General features: G+C 29.1%; 16 protein-coding genes. 11 read left to right on the top strand and 5 right to left on the bottom strand.

Annotated elements, in window-relative coordinates; translation table 11 throughout:
* The first annotated feature begins 35 nt into the window (after positions 1-35).
* From NNC19_RS08235 to rhaD, 10 genes are all read left to right on the top strand, one after another.
* Complete coding sequence (locus NNC19_RS08235) at positions 36-1,574, top strand: MFS transporter (RefSeq protein WP_310938152.1); 1,539 nt, start codon at positions 36-38, stop codon at positions 1,572-1,574.
* A 63-nt stretch (positions 1,575-1,637) separates the two neighbouring features.
* Entirely contained in the window at positions 1,638-4,181 is a 2,544-nt protein-coding gene (locus NNC19_RS08230) for a hypothetical protein (RefSeq protein ID WP_310938151.1), read from the top strand.
* A 47-nt stretch (positions 4,182-4,228) separates the two neighbouring features.
* Entirely contained in the window at positions 4,229-4,861 is a 633-nt protein-coding gene (locus NNC19_RS08225; protein ID WP_310938150.1) for a DUF624 domain-containing protein, read from the top strand.
* Between the two features lie 233 nt (positions 4,862-5,094).
* Positions 5,095-6,618 carry an extracellular solute-binding protein gene (locus NNC19_RS08220; RefSeq protein WP_310938149.1) on the top strand — a complete coding sequence of 508 codons (1,524 nt, stop codon included), beginning with the start codon at positions 5,095-5,097 and terminating at the stop codon, positions 6,616-6,618.
* A 73-nt stretch (positions 6,619-6,691) separates the two neighbouring features.
* Complete coding sequence (locus NNC19_RS08215) at positions 6,692-7,657, top strand: ABC transporter permease subunit (RefSeq protein WP_310938148.1); 966 nt, start codon at positions 6,692-6,694, stop codon at positions 7,655-7,657.
* A gap of 17 nt (positions 7,658-7,674) precedes the next feature.
* Positions 7,675-8,568, top strand: coding sequence for a carbohydrate ABC transporter permease (locus NNC19_RS08210; protein ID WP_310938147.1), 894 nt, complete (start codon positions 7,675-7,677; stop codon positions 8,566-8,568).
* Positions 8,569-8,732: 164 nt separating this feature from the next.
* The gene (locus tag NNC19_RS08205; protein WP_310938146.1) at positions 8,733-10,232 is read left to right on the top strand and encodes an extracellular solute-binding protein; all 1,500 of its coding nucleotides are present in this window, start codon (positions 8,733-8,735) and stop codon (positions 10,230-10,232) included.
* 17 nt (positions 10,233-10,249) lie between these two features.
* Positions 10,250-12,523: a GDSL-type esterase/lipase family protein gene (locus NNC19_RS08200; protein ID WP_310938145.1), complete on the top strand. Its 2,274-nt coding sequence runs from the start codon at positions 10,250-10,252 to the stop codon at positions 12,521-12,523.
* Between the two features lie 17 nt (positions 12,524-12,540).
* On the top strand, positions 12,541-14,535 hold the full coding sequence (locus tag NNC19_RS08195; protein ID WP_310938144.1) for a beta-galactosidase: 1,995 nt from the start codon (positions 12,541-12,543) through the stop codon (positions 14,533-14,535).
* A 275-nt stretch (positions 14,536-14,810) separates the two neighbouring features.
* The gene (gene rhaD, locus NNC19_RS08190; RefSeq protein ID WP_310938143.1) at positions 14,811-15,629 is read left to right on the top strand and encodes a rhamnulose-1-phosphate aldolase; all 819 of its coding nucleotides are present in this window, start codon (positions 14,811-14,813) and stop codon (positions 15,627-15,629) included.
* 56 nt (positions 15,630-15,685) lie between these two features.
* Here the strand turns inward: rhaD and NNC19_RS08185 are convergent, their stop codons facing one another.
* The 3 genes from NNC19_RS08185 to NNC19_RS08175 all read right to left on the bottom strand — a co-directional run bounded on the left by NNC19_RS08185 (position 15,686) and on the right by NNC19_RS08175 (position 18,284).
* Positions 15,686-16,333 (bottom strand): cyclase family protein, encoded by a 648-nt coding sequence (locus NNC19_RS08185; RefSeq protein ID WP_310938142.1) that lies wholly within the window; start codon positions 16,331-16,333, stop codon positions 15,686-15,688.
* Between the two features lie 208 nt (positions 16,334-16,541).
* On the bottom strand, positions 16,542-17,285 hold the full coding sequence (locus NNC19_RS08180) for an expansin EXLX1 family cellulose-binding protein (protein ID WP_310938141.1): 744 nt from the start codon (positions 17,283-17,285) through the stop codon (positions 16,542-16,544).
* A 279-nt stretch (positions 17,286-17,564) separates the two neighbouring features.
* Entirely contained in the window at positions 17,565-18,284 is a 720-nt protein-coding gene (locus NNC19_RS08175) for an SDR family oxidoreductase (protein ID WP_310938140.1), read from the bottom strand.
* Positions 18,285-18,610: 326 nt separating this feature from the next.
* On the opposite strand from NNC19_RS08175, the gene NNC19_RS08170 reads away from it, so the two are divergent.
* On the top strand, positions 18,611-19,138 hold the full coding sequence (locus tag NNC19_RS08170) for a GNAT family N-acetyltransferase (RefSeq protein ID WP_310938139.1): 528 nt from the start codon (positions 18,611-18,613) through the stop codon (positions 19,136-19,138).
* Positions 19,139-19,195: 57 nt separating this feature from the next.
* On the opposite strand, the gene NNC19_RS08165 is transcribed toward NNC19_RS08170, so the two are convergent.
* Together NNC19_RS08165 and NNC19_RS08160 are read right to left on the bottom strand one after the other, a co-directional pair.
* Positions 19,196-19,879, bottom strand: coding sequence for a hypothetical protein (locus NNC19_RS08165; RefSeq protein WP_310938210.1), 684 nt, complete (start codon positions 19,877-19,879; stop codon positions 19,196-19,198).
* 474 nt (positions 19,880-20,353) lie between these two features.
* Positions 20,354-20,742 (bottom strand): hypothetical protein (locus NNC19_RS08160; RefSeq protein ID WP_396136404.1); only part of this gene is annotated, 389 nt, incomplete at its 5' end.

Raw genomic sequence — 20,742 nt, 5'->3', positions numbered from 1 at the left:
GTAATAAGAAAAATAGAAATTAGGGGATGGTTAATATGTCAACATACACTGCAGATAGGAAACTTACATTAATAAATAAAATTGGATTTTCATCCTATCAATTGAATTCGGTTACAGATGTTTTGATAAGTGCATGGCAAATGTATTTTTACACAACTTTTTGTAATATATCTATAGTTTCGGTTACACTTGTTCTTACTATAGGTAAGATTATAACTGCAATAGTAACTCCAATGGTTGGTTATATAAGTGATAACCTATATAAAACTAAATTTGGTAAACGTTTTGGAAGAAGAAAAGGACTTCTTTTGATAGGAATACCAGTAAAAATACTTACTTTCCCATTATATTGGATACCTAATATGCCAACTGCATATTATTGCACAATAATAATTGCTATATCATTTGTAAGCCCTTTTCTTACTGTTCCACAGGGAACTTTTGCAGCAGAGATGTCAAAGAATTCAACTGAGCGTGCTCAATTAACAGGGCTAAACCAAATGGCTGCAGCAGTAGCAGGAATAGCATCTTCAATGTTTACAGTAAAGTTATTTAGCATGTTTGGAGAAAATAATGCAAGTACATTTTTTATAGCAGCTTTAATATATGATGTTATAGCACTTATAGCACTTATCTTTTTTTATGTATCAGTTTATGAACGTCCAGTAGATGAATCAAAAGTTCAAATTACTAGAGAAAAACCTTCATTAATAAATGGAACAATAAAAATATTTAATAATTTTAAATCAGCAATTAGATTAAAAGCTTATAGACATTATCTTGAAATGTATTTATCAGAGCAAATGTTTAGGTCTTTAGCAGGTACAATAAATACGTATTTTATAGTTTTTGTATTACTTTTAAATCCAAAGACAGTATCAGTTTCAACTAGTGTAGGATTTGTATTTGGAATAATGTTTTTAACTTTCTATATGTGGTTAACAGCAAAAACTACAGGTACATTTACTTATAGGATAGGTGGAGTAGCAACAATATTGGTTCTTTTGTGTTTTGGATATCTTGGTTTATTCAGACCAGCGCATACAGAATTGTATTTGTTAATTTTAACAGTTGCTTTGAATTTTGGGAAAACAGGACTTGTTAATTCAGCACAATTCCTATTTACTTTTATACCAGATGTAGATGAAATATTAACAGGAAAGAGAAGAGAAGGATCATATGCTGGGGTTAATAGTTTCTTAGATGTACTGTTTACTACACTTGAAGTGTTTATCGTTGGAGTACTTTTAGAAGCTACAGGTTTTGTAAAAAATGCAACCACTCAACCTCAATCTACTATAGATGCTTTATTAATTTTATATGTTATTGTTCCAATAATATTAGTCTTAATTGGTATAAGGGTATCTTATAAATTTAAACTAACTGTAGAAAACCATAAAATATTAGAAGCTGAAGTTGACAGATTGAAAAATGGTGGCTCTAAATTAGATGCAACTGAAGAAGTTAAAGCATTAGTTGAAGAGTTAACTGGATTCAGCTATGAAAAGTGTTGGGGAAACAATGAATTATTAGATTATGAAAATAAGAAAGAACTTAAAGAAGCATTATCATAGTATGAGATATAAATAAACAGTGTGAAAAGTTACACAAATTATTAATGACTTGGAGGGAATATAGTGCCAAAAGTAAAATGGTTAGATGAATTACCTAAATCTAAATGTAATGTAACATGGGGAATGCCATGGGAAAAAGGTGAGTTAAAAAAAGGAGATAATTTAACAATAAGAAATAAGAATGGTGAAGATTTAAGTCTTCAAAGTTGGCCTTTAGCTTATTGGCCAGATGGAAGTATAAAATGGAGTGCACAATCTGCAATTTTTGATGGTAATAGTGATAAAACATATGAAGTTATAAAGATAAGTGAGCCACTTAATCATAAAAGTTTCATTAAAATTAAAGAAGATGAAAATAGTATTACTGTGGATACAACTAAAATGATATGCAAAGTAAATAAAAATGGACAAGATATTATTGAAGAAGTATTAATTGATGGGAAAAGAGTTAATGCAGGAGGAAGATTAGTTGCTATAAATGAACTAAGAGATAAAGATACTCGAAAGTATGAAAAATATTATAGCAAAATTGAAAATGTGGAAATAGAACAAGAAGGGCCATTAAGAGTAGTAATTAAAGTAAGTGGAGTACATGAAAACAAAATAAGAGAATGGCTTCCATTTACCATTAGACTGACTTTTTCATTAGGATTATCAGATTTTAAAATTACTCATACATTTTTTTATGATGGAAATCCCGAAACTGATTTTATTAAAGGGTTAGGATTGGAATTTAAATTAAATTTACATGGAAACGATTTTAATAAACATGTTAGGTTTGCGCTGGAAGAAGGAATTTATTCAGAACCAGCTAAATTGCTTTTGACACGATTCTATCACAAGGAAAATAAGGAATATGAAAAGCAAATTAATGGTGAATTTGTAAATATAGATAAAGCAGATAAAGGATTAGTAGAAGCAGCAGAACAAAATGCTATTTGGAATGATTTCAAACTTGTACAAGACTCCGCTAACCATTATAAAATTATAAAGAGAAGTGATGAAGGTTTAAGCTATATTGATGTGATACATGGAAATAGAGCTAATGGACTTATGTATATTGGTGCTGAAAATTGTGGATTAGCTTTAGGATTAAAGAATTTTTGGCAAAGGTTCCCTTCAGCTTTAGAAGTAACCAAGCTTGCTGGAGAAGAGACAAGAGCAACATTATGGTTATGGGATACTTCAGTTCAGTCTATGGATTTAAGACATTATTCTAATAATCATCATATGGTAGCATATGAAGGTTTTGAGGAAATAAGATCAACACCAGTAGGGATTGCAAATACAAGTGATATTTACATTAGTTGTTATAGTGGCTTAGAATCTAATACTAAATTAAAAGATATTGCAAAGGAATGGCAAAACAATTCTTTATTAATATGTGAACCAGAATATTATTACAATACTAAAGCTGCAGGTAAATGGGGGCTTCAGGACAAAAAAAATGAACTTAAAAAATTCTTTGAAGAGCAACTAGATAATAATTTTGAGTTTTATAAGAATGAAGTAGAACAACGTAGCTGGTATGGATATTGGAATTATGGAGATGTAATGCATACTTATGATGGAGTGAGACATCAATGGAGATATGATTTAGGTGGATATGCATGGCAAAATACAGAATTGGTACCTAATATTTGGCTGTGGTATCAATTCTTCAGAACTGGAAATAGAGATGTATTTAAAATGGCTGAAGCCATGACAAGACATAATAGTGAAGTTGATGTTTACCATTTTGGAAATTATAAAGGGTTAGGCTCTAGGCATAATGTAATACATTGGGGATGTAGCTGTAAGGAAATACGGATTAACATGGCTATACTTCATAAGTATTATTACTATCTAACCGCTGATGAGAGGCTTGGAGAATTATTATCTGAAATGAAAGATGCTGATAAAGCTACTGAAGAATTAGAACCATTAAGAGGATTTTTTCCAAATAGTAAGTTGAAAACACATATAAGAACAGGGCCTGATTGGTCTGCTTTTTGTTCAAATTGGGAAGCTGAATGGGAAAGAAATGAAAATGAAGAATATAAAAATAAGATTCTGGTAGGACTGGAAAATATAAAAGAGTTGCCAATGAGATTGCTATCTACTCCAGCTTGTGGATATGATGCTAAATCATCAAGGTTAACTCATCTAGATGAAAGAGCAACAGGGGAATATCATATGATGATTTCTTTTGGAGCGCCTCAGATTTGGATTGAAATAGCAGAACTACTAGAAGACGAAACATTTAAAGATATGATTTCTGAATTTGGTGAATTTTATATGTTATCAGATGATGAAAAGAGAAAAAGAACAAATGGGAAGCTTAGCAATAAGTGTTTTAGTTGGCCAATGTTTGCTACAGGAATGGTTGCTTATGCCTCAAATAGAAATAAGAATCCAAAATTAGCTGAAAAAGCATGGAGATTATTATTTAAAGAGTTGAATCAAGATACTAAGAAGATGATATCTATAGATTCAATTAATTCATGGAAAAGAATAGTTGAAGATCCTAAGGTAACAACTAATTGTGTTTCACAATGGAGTATAAATGTTATTATGTGTCTTGAATTGATAGGAGATATGATTCCAGAAGATCTTATAAAGATTTAATTTATATATTAATGAAACAATATTAAAAGAATGAAGGGAGAAAGACTATGACAGGACTTCCATTTCAAAAAATAATAGAATTCACTGAATGCATTACTGAATTTGTTATGTTAAATATAATGTGGTTTGCAGGTTGTCTTTTGGGAGGAATTGTTTTTGGGTGGGCTCCAAGTACAGTTGCATTATTGACTGTATTTAGAGATAAGATAATGAAGAAAGATTATCAAGGAGCAATAAGTTCTTTTTGGACAACATACAAAAAGGAATTTAAAAAATCCAATATACTAGGGGCTATATGTGTGCTGTTTTTACTTATAGTAAGTATAAATAAAGCAAATTTTGATGCACAACCAGAACTAATATTTTTAATATTGTCTACAGTATCAACAGTTGCAAGAATATTCATTTTTGGAATAGTTCTGTATATGTTTCCCTTATATGTACATTATGATATGGAACTTAAAAAGTATTTTTTCACAGCTATTAATTTGTTAGTTGCAAAGCCATTTGTAACAATATGTATTGCCATTTGGACTTTACTTGCATATTTGATGGTAGCTAGTATGCCAGCTATAATAGCTGTATTAGGAATAAGTTTGTATTTTTATGGAATAATGGCTATTAACTATCAATTTTTTATGCGAAATGAAATGAGATTAAGAGCAGAAAATTCCAAATAGAAATCTAGTTATGTTCACAAAAGGGATATGAAATAAATATTTACAATATCCCTTTTTAAATATACTTAATATTAAAGGAGTGGTAGCTAAAAATGAAAAAATAAAGATGCACTAAAAAAAGAACAACATGAAGAGGTAAAAGACAAAAAAATTTCATCTTAAAGTAATGGTTTACATTTCCCGGTAATCAATTTTAAATTTAAAATTTTTAATATAAAAGGAGAGGTAAAAATATGAAAAATAAAAAAATTGCTCTTATTTTAGTTGGAATATTATCTACAAGTATATTAGCAGGATGTGGTAGTTCAAAGAGCTCGTCAAGTAGCGCAGATGATAAAAAGATAACAATAATGGCTCCGGTAGTATCTGCAGATCCACCAGCAGCTGATAATCAATTAGAAAAGAAGCTTGAAGAACTAACAGGTTATGATGTAGAAATTACTTGGGTACCAAATAGTTCCTATGCTGATAAAGTATCAATAACAATGGCTTCTGATAATGTTCCAGAACTTATGGTTATACAAGGAAAAGATGCAGCAACAATAAGTAATGTTAAAAAGGGAGCATTTTGGAAATTAGATGATTACTTAAAAGATTATGATAATTTATCAAAATATGATGAACAACTTAGACTAAATGCTTCTTTTAATGGAGATACTTATGGAGTATATCGTAAAAGGGATGTTATCCGTTCTAATGTAGCAATTAGAAAAGATTGGTTAGACAAGCTAGGACTAAAAGTTCCAACTACTATTGAGGAATTTAATAATGTATTAGATAAATTTACAAATGGTGATCCAGATGGAAATGGAGTTAATGATACAACAGGGATGGTAATACCAAAATGGCCAGGAGCATTAAATTCAAATAGCCCATTCGATCAGATGGCAGTTTGGTTTGGAGCACCAAACACAACCATTATTAAAGATGATAAAGTAGTTCCAGATTTCATGACTGATGAATATATGAAATCTTTGGATTATTTCAAAATGCTATATGATAAGGGGTATATGAATAAGGATTTTGCTGTTTTAGATTCAAATAACTGGGATGATCCATTTGTTAATGGAAAAGCTGGAATTTTAGTTGATACTCAATCAAGAACTATGGATAAATTAGCTAAAAAAATGATTGAGAAATATGGAGATGATGGCAAACATGGTGATTCATATATAACCATGGTAGGAGATATAACAACAGATGCTGGTGATCATATATTACCAACTACTGGATATTCAGGAATGCTTATGGTACCAAAGCAAAGTGTAAAAGATGAAAAACATCTTAAAAAAGTTTTAGATTTTATGGATAAGCTTAATTCAAAAGATGTTACCTATCTTTTGAATAATGGTATTGAAGGTACTTATTATGAAATGAAAGATGGTAAATATACACCTACAACTGACAAAACATTATTAAATGATATAGCTGCATATTCACAATTATCAACTAATACTCAATCTTTTGATATTTTAAAGGTGGAATATGACAATAAGTTAGAAGCAGATAGAAATGAAATAATGAAAAATGGTGAAAAGAAGGCTGTATTTGATCCATGTGCTTCACTAATTTCAGATGTGTATGCTTCAAAGGGGGCCCAATTACAAAATATTATGAGTGATGCTAGAATCCAATATATTGCTGGACAAATAGATAAAGATGGATATAAGGCAGCTCAAAAGCAATGGCTAAGTACAGGTGGGCAAGAATATATAGATGAGTTAACAAAATTGTATAATGAAAAAATAAAAAAATAGCATATTCAATTAATCAAGAAAGAAGTGATTTCTTTCTTGATTATAAATAAGTATAAGAAAGGAAGTGGATTACATGAATAACAGCGCAATAAGTACAGAATTAGATAAAGTAAAAATTTCGTCAAAAAAGAAAACTAGTTTAAAAGATCAAATAATGTATAATAAATGGTTATATATTATGCTAATTCCAGGGATAATATATTTTGTAGTATTCAGATTTGCACCTATGTGGGGGTTAACTATAGCTTTCAAAGATTATTCTCCTTATTTAGGTTTTTGGAATAGTCAATGGATTGGATTTGAGTATTTTAAAGATTTTTTTGCAAGTCCTGATTTTACAAGATTACTATCAAATACATTAGTACTTGGTGTATTAAATGTTACTATAGGATTTTCCTTTCCTATTATATTGGCACTACTACTTAATGAATTAAGGCTTGAGATATATAAAAAATGTATTCAAACAGCTATATATGTTCCTCACTTTGTGTCATGGACAATTGTTGCAAGCATATCTGTAATTTTATTAACAACAGATACTGGAGCATTAGCAAATTTATTTTCAAGTATTACAGGGCATCAAGTAAATGTACTTACAGAACCAGGATTCTTCAAACCTATGATTGTTATACAAGGTATATGGAAAGAAAGTGGATATGGTACAATCATTTATTTGGCAGCTTTAGCTACTGTTGATATAGAACAATATGAAGCTGCAATTGTTGATGGAGCTGGAAGATTTAGAAGAGTTATTAGTATTACTTTACCAGCCATAAAAAATACAATAGTAATAATGTTAATTCTTAAATGTGGAGCATTTTTATCTACAGGATTTGATCAAATATTCTTGATGACCAATTCATTAAATCGTATGGCAGCAGATGTGTTTGATACCTATGTTTATCAAGTTGGTATAACACAAGGAGCATATAGTTATGCTACTGCAGTTGGATTGTTTAAATCTGTAGTTGGCGTTGTTTTGGTACTTGGATCTAATATGCTTGCTAAGAAAATTGATCCTGATAGTGGAATTTATTAAGGTAGGGGGAGATGTGAATGTTTAAAATTAAAAGAGAAAAAGATAAATTTAATACCCCTGCTGGAAGAGTGTTTGATGTTTTTAATGTAATTATATTAGGGATATTTGGATTTGCAACACTAGTACCATTTTTGTTTGTTATAGCAGGGTCATTTGCTACTGAAACAGAATTAACAACAAGGCACTTTTTCCTAATTCCTCAAACTTTTACTACAGAAGCGTATTCATATATTTTTGAAACAGGGAATGTTATGAGGAGTTTATTTAACACAATAGGAGTCACTGTTGTTGGAACTATAGTGCAATTGATAGTTACATTTACTATGGCATATCCTCTTTCAAGAAAATATCTAAGAGGAAGATCATTCTTATTAAAATGTATTACTATAACTTTGGTTTTTAGTGGTGGAATGATTCCAACATACTTGGTTGTTAAATCATTAGGTTTGTTAGATTCTTATTGGGCATTAATATTACCAATAGCGATAAATCCATTTAACTTGATTATTATAAAAAATAATTTTCAGGAGTTTCCTGAGGAATTAATAGAGGCTGCTAAAATAGATGGGTGTTCAGAAATAAAGATATTCTTAAAGATAGTATTACCTTTATCAATGCCAACAGTAGCTACATTTACATTGTTTTATGCTGTAGGTATTTGGAATGATTTCTTTAACGCATTTTTATATATAAATGATAGTGCAAAATGGACATTGCAAATAATCTTGCGTCAAATCACATTAATGTCAGATGTATCCACTAATGGAGCAACAATAGATATTAATACAATTCCTAAAGAATCTGTTAAACTTGCTACAATTGCTATTGCAACTGTACCTATATTATGTATATATCCATTCCTTCAAAAACATTTTGCTAAAGGAATGATGATTGGTTCAGTAAAAGGTTAAAATTTAATACTTAACTAAAAGGGGATTATCTCAAAAAGAAAAAATTACATCTGTAATTAAAAATCATTTTGAGACAACCCCTTCTGCATAATATAAGATAGGAAATAAAATATACCATATAATAGAAAGATTTATTTACTAGAAAGTAAGAGGTGATTGTAATTATGAAAAAAAGATTGAAGATACTAATTTTAACATTAATAGGTTGTTTAATAATTGTGGGAATATTATCTGTTTTCATAAACAAAAGTAAGGCAACTGATACAGATGAAATTACAATTATGGCACCTCTAAATGGAATATCTGAACCACAAAAAGATAATAAAATAGAAGTTGGAATTAAGGAATTAACTGGAGAAAATATAAAGATTATTTGGATACCAGAAGATAGTTATAAAGAAAAAACTATGGCGATGATGGCTTCAGGAGAATTCCCTGATATTTTAGTTTCAGAAAATGAAACAGAGGATATTGTTAAAGGTGTAGAACAGGGAGGTTTTTGGAATATAGGATCATACTTAAAAGATTATCCCAATCTAAGTAATGCAGATGAAAGTATTTTGAAAAATTCATCTTTTAATGGGGAAAACTATGGTATTTATAGGTATAAGAATCCTATAGATAATTGCATTCTATTAAGGAAAGATTGGATGGAAAAATTAAATATTAAAAATCCAACAACAATAGATGAGTTTACAGAAATATTAAAGAAGTTTACTTATGACGATCCTGATGGAAATGGAGTAAATGATACTTATGGATTATCCATTCCAGGATCTGATTATAATACATTTAATTCATTAATTGAACAGATAGCTGCATGGTTTGGAGCACCAAATAAATGGAAAGATGAGAATGGAGAGCTAAAACCAAGTTTCATGACAGAAGAATATAAAAAATCTTTAGATTATATAAAAAAATTATATGATGAAAAGCTTATTGATCCTAAATTTCACACCAAAAACACTTCTGATATTCAAGAAAATTTCAAGAACAATCAATTAGGCGTAATTATGTGCAAGAAAGCAGATGCACTAAAATTAGAAAATGTATTATCTGCAAAAAATGAAAATAATAGTAATCTTATTACAGCTATTTCAGGAATAAAGGGAAACAATGAGGGAAAGATCCTGACTAGTTCAGGATATTCTGGAATGCTTATGTTTCCTAAAAGGGGTATAAAAACAGAGGATAGATTAAAAAGAGTATTAAATTTTGTAGATAAATTAAATTCAAAAGAAATGTATATGTTACTCAACTATGGTGTAGAAGGTGAAAATTATACAATAGAAAATTCTAATATAAAAACAATAGAAAACATAAGTAATTATAATTTGCTTTCATATTCGGAGATAAGGACAAATTGTAGAAAAGAAAATATTTTTAGTGATAATAAAAAGCAGTTCATAAATGAATTGAATGCTGCAACAGAAATACCAGAAAAAGATAAGGCGATTAACATAGCAGAACCACTGAAAATTCAAGGACATGTGCAAAATCAAAATAAATTACAAGAAACAATAGAGGAATTAAATGCTAAATATATATTTGGAGAAATTGATAATAGTGAATATGAGAAAGGGATAAATGATTGGTTAGATAATGGTGGAGAAGATTATATTCAAAAGGTAAATGAATTATATAATAAATATTTAAATAAATAGATTTAGGAGGATTTGTCATGAATAAATCAATTTGTAAAGTTCCAGAACCAGTACTGCTTAGAAAATTAAATATAGGAGCAGCGGGGAAAAATGCAAAAGCTCTTATTGGGGATATTAATGGTGATGGAAGAATGGAACTTATTATGATTCAAGCTAATGGAGGAATAGATGATAGGTATGAACCTCATCAAGTTCAATGTATCACCACATTTGATCTAAATGGAAATATGCTTTGGCAAGTAGGTACCCCTAGAATAGTGTCTGGAACATTTGGTTCATTTGGTTCTGACTTTCCGGCTCAAATTGTGGACATAGATGGAGATGGAAAAAATGAAGTCTTGTGTGTAATGAATAAAAAGTTCTATATATTAGAAGGAAGTAATGGTGAAGTAAAGAAAGAATTTGAACTTCCAGATAATGAGGCTCATGATTGTATAATAGTTGCTAATTTAACAGGTGGGGCATATCCTCAAGATATAATCCTTAAAAATAGATATTCTAAAATGTGGGCAATGGATAAAGAATTTAATTTACTTTGGGAATATGAAGGTAATATAGGACATTATCCATGGATACATGATATAAACGGAGATGGCAAAGATGAAATAATGGCTGGTTTTGATATGTTGGATAGTAAAGGAAATGTATTATGGTCATGTAAGGATTTAGATGATCATGCAGATTGCATTACTATAGGGGATTTACTTTATGACCCTGCCAGTGGAGTGGAAATAGCAATTGGTGGTGGAGTAAATTCTACTGTTATGTATGATTGGAAGGGAGAAGAGTTGTGGAGGTACAATGGCTCAAAAGAAACTCAACATATTGCAGCAGGAAAATTTAGAGATGATATAGATGGAATACAGATAGCAGGATTAGATAGGATAGAGCGTGGAGATACATCAGGAAAGGTTAATGCTAAGATTGGAAAAGATGGAATATTCATTTTAGATAATAAAGGAAATGAACTTGCTAAAGAAAATCGTACAACAAATGGATGGTTAACATTTATTGAAAGTTTTCATAATTGGGGAGGATTAAAGAAAGATCACATCTTAGCTTATAGAAGAGGTGGAGGGATTTTTCCTGCATTATATAATGGCTTTTTGGAACCAGTTGCTGAATTTCCGGTAGATGGCTATGTTGTACATGGGGATTTAATTAATGATGGAACTGAATGTGTAATTATTTATGCTGATGGTGAAGCTAGTATTTTTGCTCATAAAAATATAGACTTAGATTCTTTTGAAACTAAACCAATTAAACAGAATAAAAGGCTTTCGCATTCAACATTATATCCAGGAAGTGATTATAATAATATAGCTCAAAAGAACTATAAAGTTAAAGAAGTGGAAGGTGATTTTAAAGAAATTAGATATAAATTTCCATTAGAAAATGGAATTTATAAAGTTAATATTATTTTTGGTGGAGAAAATAATGATTCTAAGGTAGAAAAGGTGGAAGTTGGAGATAGGCGGTTAATGCTAAGAAATATTATAACACCAAGTGGAAAATTTAATAAAAAATCATTTTCAGTAAATGTACTAGATAATGAATTAAGAATAGTTGTAATTGGAGAAAATCCCATAGTAAGTGGATTAGAATTACAAAAATCTGATGCTATAACTATTTTTTTAGCTGGAGATTCAACAGTTTGTGACCAATATGAAGAGCCTTATAAAGGATGGGGACAAGTATTGCCATGTTTCTTTGATGATAATGTTGCTGTAAGCAATCATGCCTTTTGTGGAAGATCTGTTGTTAGTTTTATGAAGGAAAGAAGATTAGATAATATATTGGAAGTTATAAAACCAAATGATTATTTGTTTATACAGTTTGGGCACAATGATCAAAAATTAGGTGCCTTTTATGCAGATGCATTTGGTAAGTATAAGGAGTTATTAAAAATATATGTTGAAAAATCAAGGGAGAAAGGTGCTAAGCCTGTCTTAGTTAATTCATTAGTTAGAAGAAGATTTGATGAAAATGAGAAAATAGTAAATACTTTAGAAGACTATCCTGAGGCTATGAGAGTATTGGCAAAGGAAGAAGGAATACCTTTATTAGAATTAAACAAGTTAAGTGAAAGGTTATTGAATGAATTAGGAAGAGAAAAAAGTAAAGATATATTTTTGCATATAAACCCAAATACTCTAGAAGCATATCCTGATGGAATAGAGGATGATACACATCTTAGTGAATATGGAGCTCTTAAGATGGCAGAGATAATAATTGAAGAAATTAAAAAACAAAATTTAGAATTAGTAAAATATTTAAGAGAAAATAAATAGCATTGGAGGGATGAGAGATGAAGAAATTATACCATGGAGCAGCATTTTATCCTGAATTGTGGGATGATAAAACAATTAAAGAAGATATAAAAATGATGGTTGATACTGGAATAAATGTAGTCAGAATAGGAGAATTCTTATGGAGTAAGCTTGAGCCTACCAAGGGAGCTATTGAAATAGCTGTTCTTACTAATGTTCTTGATTTACTTTATGAGAATGGAATAGATGTTATAATGTGCACTCCAACTGCAACTCCACCAATTTGGGTGACTGATGGGCATGAAGAGAGATTACATGTAGATTCAAAAGGAAGAACTATGATACACGGTTCAAGACAGCATGCATGTACAAATAATTTACATTATAGATCACAGTGTAAAAATATTATAGAACATATAGCTTCAGAAGTTGGTAAACATCCAGCTATAGTACTGTGGCAATTAGACAATGAATTTAAATGTCATATAAGTGAATGTTTTTGTGAATCTTGTAAAGAGCAATGGCATAGATGGTTAGAAAAAAGGTATGTAAGTATAGAAAATTTAAATAAAAAATGGGGAACTATGATATGGAGTGAATTATATCAAGATTTTGACCAAATTCCACAACCTTTTGAGGCAACTCCATTTATTCATAATTCTTCATTATCAACTATGTATAGAACATTTCATAGAGAAAAAATTGCTGAGTTTGCAACAGAGCAAGCAGAAGTAATAAGAAAGTATTCAGATAAACCTATAACAACAAATGCAGCTTTAGGCTTTACAACAGATAATGAAATGTTATTTGAAAATTTAGATGTAACAGGATTTGATTCATATGCTTCTCATAAGACACCACATGCATTTACTTTAAATTGTGATATATGGAGAAATGTGAAAAAAGGAAAGGAGTTTTGGCTTCTTGAAACAAGTACTTCTCATACTGGAGCTTTAGATAGACATGCAGAAGTTCATCCAAATGGATACTTGGTTAGTGAAGCTATAGCTAACTATGCATTAGGTGGGGAATCTTTTTGCTACTGGTTATGGAGACAACAACCATGGGGCTGTGAACAAAGCCATTCGGCAGTAATTAGTGCATGGGGAAAACCATCAGTGGGATATGAAAATGTATTAAAGGTAGAAAAAGAGAGAAAAAGAATAGAAAAATTTATGATAGACACTAAATTTGAACAGGCTGAATTAGCTATTACTTATTCAGATAGAGCAAAAACTTTTTTGTTAACAGAATCTCATAAGTATGATAATTACAGAGGATTAATGACAGATTTCTATAAAAATGTATTAGATACAGGGGTTCATAGAGATCTTATACCAGAATCAAGAGAGTTGGATGGGTACAAGATATTGATTACACCATTTATGTATTATGTATCTGATGAATATTTAAATAGAGCCAAGGAATTTGTAAAGAATGGTGGAGTATGGATTGTTGGTCCTCTAACAGGAGGAAGAACAGAGGAGCATACTGTAAATTTAGATGCAGCACTAGGTGAAGAACTAGAAAAAATAGCAGGAGTAGAAACTGCATATACTTATCCGATAGAAAATTCAGGAGCAATAGGTGAGGCTTTTGGGATAAGTGCGCCTCTTAAATTATGGTCATATGTATTTAATCTTAATGAAGCAAAAGCGATTGGTGTGATAAAAGATGGAGTTACATCAGGATATCCTTTCATCACAGAAAATGAATTTGGGAAAGGGAAAATAGTTATGCTTGGATCTCTTCCATATGGAGAAAATGGAAATAAAATGATTAAAAAATTAATAGAGCATTATTCAGAAGAGGTAAATATAGTAGTTAGAGAAAATGTTTCAGAAGGGACATTGGCTATTCCTAGATATAAAGATGATGAAAAATATGAAGTTGTTGTAAATATGGATGGAAAAGGTGGAACAGTTAAGTTATCAGAGAATGTATATGATGTTTTAGAAGATGTTATAATAGCAGCAGGTATGTTAAAAATTCATGCATATGAATATAAAATTATTAAATTAAATATTAATTAATCTTATATTTGTTTGGGATTAGTTTGAATTATTTTTGATTTTATTATATTGAAATATATAATTAATCAAGATTAGCCTTTCTATAGCTTTTATTCAGTATAAATGTTGAATTAATATAATAAATCAAAAAAAACAAATAAAAAACAAATAGAAACAACATAAAAACGATTGATTTTATAAAGGAAGTTAAGTATAATAAAATATATAAACTATAATTATGTTTTGAATTAATAAAATAGAAAGACTGAATATATTAAAGAAAGCAGGAGAGAGTAATGATTATAGAAGACATGAAATTTATACAAAATTTTAAGAAGATAACAGAGGATGCGTGGCTTAAAGGTTGGCATGAAAGAAATGGAGGAAATATTACTTATAGATTAACAAAAGAAGAAATATCATCAATTAAAGAGTTAACAAATGAAGATTCAGAATATATTCCAATTGGAGTAACAGTTAAGAATTTAGCTAATGAATATTTCTTGGTTACAGGAAGCGGTAAGTTTATAAGAAATATGAATGTCTGTCTAGAAGAAAATGCAGGTATAGTTAAAATAGATGAAAGTGGAGAAAACTACAAAATAGTTTGGGGATTAGTAAATCATGCAAAACCAACAAGTGAACTTCCTTCACATTTAATGAGTCATTCAATAAAGGTGGAAAAAACAAATGGAACTCATAGAGTAATAATGCATTCTCATACTACTAATGTAATAGCATTAACTTTTATTTTACCATTAGATGGAGCAGTATTTACTAGAGAATTATGGGAAATGGCAACAGAATGTCCAGTAGTATTTCCAAGTGGAATAGGCGTTGTACCATGGATGGTTCCAGGGGGAGCAGCTATTGCAGAAGCTACAGGTAATTTAATGAATGATCATGATGTTGTAATTTGGGCACATCATGGAATTTTCTGTTCAGGAGAAACTTTAGACCTTACTTTTGGATTAATGGATACTGTAGAAAAATCAGCTGAAATTTTAGTTAAAGTATTATCTATGGGTGGAAAGAAGCAAACAATAACTTCTCAAAACTTTAGAGATTTAGCAAAAGATTTTAATGTTACTATTTCAGAAGAATATTTAGCTTAATTAAGTTATATATAAAGGACCTGCTTTCAAATGATAGCAAGTCCTTTATATATTTATTAGTTATTTAAAATAGCAATTGCACGAACTGGAGCTCCATCAGAGTTTTCAAATTTTAAAGGAAGAGCCAAAAAAGTAAATAAATCACTTCCAATATCACCTAAGTTGGTTAGATTTTCTATAATAACTATATCATTATCAAACAAGAGTTTTTTATGAAGTGTTAAGTTTATGTCTGAAATAGGGTCAATACTTATTACATCTAAACCTACTCCTTTTTTCTTACTTTGAATCAAATATTCAATAACTTCTTCTGTAAGACATGGATATTCTCTAAAATAAGAATTTTTACCCCATCTAGCATTAAAACCAGTATAAAATAAAAGAAAATCAGCTTTGTTAGCTTTCTCTTTAACAGATTCTATATAGTTAATTGTAATTTTCTGACTTTCTAATAAATCAGTGCAATCAATAACTAAACCTTTTCCTATAAATTGTTCTACTGAAAATGAATCTAGAGTAGTTCCCTCAGGAAATATATGATTTGGAGAATCCATATGAGTTCCTGTATGTGAAAACATAATTAATTGAGTTTCTTTAAATCCATCTTTCTTATGAGTACTTACAACCTGTAATTTAGTGGGTTCAGTTCCAGGATAAACTGACATATTTTCTGAAATAGTATGTGTTAAATCAATTATTTTCATAATACAACCTACTTTCTCTATAACAACTAATTTGCATATAGTTACTTATATTTTACTATAATCTATAGAAATAAAGGTATAACTTTGAAGATATATCTGAAACATTTCAGCATAAGTATGGTAGAATAGCAAAAATATTAATGAATTTTTAGAAGGGATGAATGAGTAAGGATGTCTCAAATAATCACATTGAGGCATCCTTATTAGATTAAAATTTAGATGTATTTAAAGTTACTCTTGTATCTGGTAGTTGAACATTACCAGGAACAATGTAAGCTTGAGAATTTCCGTATTGAGGTAAATTTGATATTGTATCAGTTACAGATACTCCACGAATATCAGTAATTTTTATTTTAATAGAGCCTGTCCCCATATTTAAGCCAACAAAATGGTTATAAGGCATTTTTTCCATATTAATCCAAGAACCATTCTTTAAAAATTCCATTTTTACAACTGGATATTTATGATTTCTTACTTGAATAGCTGCCCAATATGGATTACTACCTTCTTTAATACGATAGGAAAACATTCCTGTAACAGGTGCTTTCACAACATGCCATTTTATATTTATTTTACCATCAACCATATTACCAATCTTACCAAAGGAAGTTGGACAAAGATCTAAAGCTCCATTTGCTCCTTCAGGATATAAATCAGTAACATAAACAGTAGTCTTTCCTTTAGGACCTTCAACTTCTAGATATGAACCAGCTAAAGCTGCATTTATTCCATTATAGTTGTAATCATTAGGATCTAAAGCTGTAATTTCCATTGAAGATGGGATAGGATCTAGGAGTGCTGCACCACCAGAATATCCAGAGCCAGTATATGTAGCATAACTTGAACGAGTGCTATCCCAAGCTGCAAAAGCTTGTACACCAGAAAATAGTGAAATATTTATTGCAACAATTGTAGATAGAAGAAATTTTCTTTTTATACTTTCTGTTCTCATAAAAAACCTCACTTTCAAAATTAACTTATCTTAAAATATCTAGAATTATAAGATAGTTAAATATAGCATACTAATGATTCATATAATTGGCTATATAAAATACATAAAAGGACAATTTATATTCATAAAAGATTTATTTCTGCTTAAATAATATTTTTTAGGAACATAATATTGCTTTTTATGACATTGATTATAGATAATAAATTAAAGCGTTTTTCTATTTTTAGCAATAGCATAGTTTTAAGGATATTACCATATATATGGTTCTTTTATTTAAATTTATCGTGGAAATGCACCATTATTTATATCAATGCATGTACCATTAATGTATTCAGGACAATCTGTTGCAAGCCAATAAATTGCTTTTGCAACCTCTTCTGCTTTTGCAAATCTATCAGTAAATACACTATTTTTTATATCTTTTTTTCTTTGCTCTGGTATTACTGACAGCATATCTGTTTCTACTGGACCTGGAGCTACAGCATTTATTACAATTCCTTTTGGTCCTAATAATTTAGCAAAACTTTTAGTAGCATTAATTATTCCTGCTTTTGATACTCCATACCATATATCTGGGTGTCCAATTTGTCCTGCAACAGATGCTGTATTTATAATCCGTCCATTTCCAGTTATGATCATTGACCTTGAAACTTCTTTAATAAATTCTATTGGGGCATACAGGTTTATATCCATAAGCGTATTGATTTTTTCTGATGAATAATTTTCATATGGAATGGAGTTCATTATTCCAGCATTATTCACCAATACATCTACATGGCCAATTTTGCTTACTAAATCACCAATATCTTTTATGTTAGAGACATCAAATTCTATTTTCTCTACATTATTGTTGTCATTGAATTCAAAATTTTTAAAATCTCTTGCAACTACAATAACCTTATAGTTATTTTTAAGAAATAAACGTGTAGTTTCTAATCCAATTCCTTTATTTCCGCCAGTTATCAAGACTTTTTTGTTCATCATATACACTTCTTTCATATTAAAATTTTTATTTATGAATAAAACTATATTTGCAATAGTAAATTCATTCTGAACAGCTAGAGTTATTTGAATTTATTATACCATGTTTTACTATACAATATATGTAGTGAAAATGATGCAACTTAAGATATTATTTTAAAATTGATAATATATAAATTTTCACAAATTTCATTAAATCCAAATATATGTTAATATAAATGAAGGAATATTTATTTTAAATTTATATAAAAAATAAAATTATAAGAAATGGAGAGGGGTATGGTAATTTATACAATGTGCAAAAAATATAAAATGAGAAATATTTTAGCTGTTTGAGGTATATAATGGATATAAAAATTGAACTTGGGAAAATAAATGATGTTGATCAATTGGAAGAGCTTTATAATGATTTAAATAATTTTTTAGAAGAAGGAATTAATTATCCTGGTTGGAGAAAGGGATTATATCCTGTTAGACAAAATGCAATTGATGGAATAAACGATGGGAATTTGTATATAGCCAAGCATAACAATAGGGTTGTTGGGTCTTTAATTTTAAGTCATAAACCTGAATCTGGATATGATAAAGCTAAGTGGACATTTGAATCTGATTATTCAGATGTGCTTGTTATATATACTTTTGCTGTTCATCCTGGTTTTTTTAAATGTGGTATAGGTAAATCACTAATAGACTTTTCTTTTGAGAGAGGTGTTAAATCAAATGTTAAATCAATTCGACTAGATGTGTATGAGAACAATGTACCAGCTATTAAGCTTTATGAAAAGTGTGGATTTAAATACATAGACACAGTTGATTTAGGGTATGGAGAATACGGTCTTGATCAGTTTAAACTTTATGAAAAAATGTTATAAGAAAATAAAGTGGTGATTAAGAATATGTTAAATCACCACTTTTCTTTATTCTAATTTTTAAATTACTTCTGATAAATTTTTTTGAATAATTTTTCTAAACTTTTTTTCTGCTGTGGAATTACTAAAGACATTCTCACATATATCTTTCCATTCATCTATTGTTACGCCAATTTTACTTTCAAAATCTTTTTTGCTATTTGTTATCATAGCAGACTCTTTTACAAATTCTCCAAGCTCAATAGGGTTTTTGAATATTTTTATATATAAAAATTCTTCATCATTTCCAAACCAGCTTTTGTTAAATTCTCTTGCAAATTGTATTAATTCTGGCACTATTCTTTCATTTGGAAGGTCCCAAAGTTTTTTAATTCTGGTGTAATAATTTGACATAACCAGAGCTGTTTTTTCATCTATTAAGCCTTTGGTTAAACCGTTTTCAATTATGGTATCAACAGGTTCACATGGAATTTGATTTATAACTTTATTTTTTCCATATATCCATTTATAGAAGGCTTCTTGTAAAAAAGAATATTGAATATACCCTAATAATATTTTTGAATCTGGAAAATAAGCATAATTATTATTAATGCCATTTTTTTTACTAAAAATAAGTGTATGAATATATAACGATTTTGGGTCGGGTGGATTTTGCATAAACATGTGGCCTCTAATAGTGCTATTTTCTCTGATTATATTTTCCCAGTACTTAAAGGAATTATAATTTTGTTTCACTATAATCATCACCTTTCATTATATATATGTTATTGAGTTGTTTTAAAATTAATAAATATTAAACATTAGAATATAAAGCTTTTAAAAGATTTATGTACTCAATTAATTCAAAAACCACTTAATTTGTTGCAAAAAATTTATAATAAAAATTATCAGTGATAATTTTAGGATTATAACGAATATTTTTAGGATTTTGAATTAAAAAAATAATATATATTCATTATATATTATTTAAATATAAATTTCCTTTAAATATCCAATTTTGTGACTAAGGTCCTTTAACATTAAGACCAAGGTCATATTTTCTATAGGACCATAAGTGTCTTTTTGCATTTTTGTGAATATATGTTATGGTTTTTAACTATAGTTTACAAAATAAAAAAGTACTGATTAATTTTAATGTCAGTACTTTTTAATAAATGATAAGTTAAAAGATTAGTGTTTCTAGAAAAGTTAAGAATCCTTTGAAAATTAAATACCAATCTATTGCTTAGAAATATTATTGAAAATTGAATAGTTTTTAGCATTCTTCTTGAAAATAGATTGATTTTCATTAGGATTATTGCCTCTAGAAAAGTTTTCATTAATGTTATTTTGGTTAGTTCTAGGATAATTGTTAGGTATATTGGAATAATTATCTTCAACAGCAGCTGCATTTTCTTGATAATTATCTTTAACATCTTCTACAGTGTCAGTATAGTTATTACTAGAATAATTATCTTCAACATCTTCTACAGTGTCAGTATAGTTATTACTAGAATAATTATCTTCAACATCTTCTACAGTGTCAGTATAGTTATTACTAGAATAATTATCTTCAACATCTTCTACAGTGTCAGTATAGTTATTATTAGAATAATTATCTTCAACAT

Origin of the sequence: Clostridium sp. SHJSY1 (assembly GCF_031626875.1) — a bacterium.
In the GTDB taxonomy this organism is placed as follows: Bacteria; Bacillota; Clostridia; order Clostridiales; family Clostridiaceae; genus Clostridium.
Note: the sequence above shows the minus strand (reverse complement) of the source record. Positions and strands in the feature narration are given on the sequence as shown.

Bases quoted from the DNA above. Each gene is read 5' to 3' on its own strand.
- NNC19_RS08175 (WP_310938140.1), bottom strand. From the start codon at position 18,284: ATGAAAGAAGTGTATATGATGAACAAAAAAGTCTTGATAACTGGCGGA.
- NNC19_RS08195 (WP_310938144.1), top strand. From the start codon at position 12,541: ATGAAGAAATTATACCATGGAGCAGCATTTTATCCTGAATTGTGGGAT.
- NNC19_RS08200 (WP_310938145.1), top strand. From the start codon at position 10,250: ATGAATAAATCAATTTGTAAAGTTCCAGAACCAGTACTGCTTAGAAAA.
- NNC19_RS08170 (WP_310938139.1), top strand. From the start codon at position 18,611: ATGGATATAAAAATTGAACTTGGGAAAATAAATGATGTTGATCAATTG.
- NNC19_RS08215 (WP_310938148.1), top strand. From the start codon at position 6,692: ATGAATAACAGCGCAATAAGTACAGAATTAGATAAAGTAAAAATTTCG.
- NNC19_RS08220 (WP_310938149.1), top strand. From the start codon at position 5,095: ATGAAAAATAAAAAAATTGCTCTTATTTTAGTTGGAATATTATCTACA.
- NNC19_RS08180 (WP_310938141.1), bottom strand. From the start codon at position 17,285: ATGAGAACAGAAAGTATAAAAAGAAAATTTCTTCTATCTACAATTGTT.
- NNC19_RS08205 (WP_310938146.1), top strand. From the start codon at position 8,733: ATGAAAAAAAGATTGAAGATACTAATTTTAACATTAATAGGTTGTTTA.
- NNC19_RS08165 (WP_310938210.1), bottom strand. From the start codon at position 19,879: ATGATTATAGTGAAACAAAATTATAATTCCTTTAAGTACTGGGAAAAT.
- NNC19_RS08225 (WP_310938150.1), top strand. From the start codon at position 4,229: ATGACAGGACTTCCATTTCAAAAAATAATAGAATTCACTGAATGCATT.
- rhaD (WP_310938143.1), top strand. From the start codon at position 14,811: ATGATTATAGAAGACATGAAATTTATACAAAATTTTAAGAAGATAACA.
- NNC19_RS08235 (WP_310938152.1), top strand. From the start codon at position 36: ATGTCAACATACACTGCAGATAGGAAACTTACATTAATAAATAAAATT.
- NNC19_RS08210 (WP_310938147.1), top strand. From the start codon at position 7,675: ATGTTTAAAATTAAAAGAGAAAAAGATAAATTTAATACCCCTGCTGGA.
- NNC19_RS08185 (WP_310938142.1), bottom strand. From the start codon at position 16,333: ATGAAAATAATTGATTTAACACATACTATTTCAGAAAATATGTCAGTT.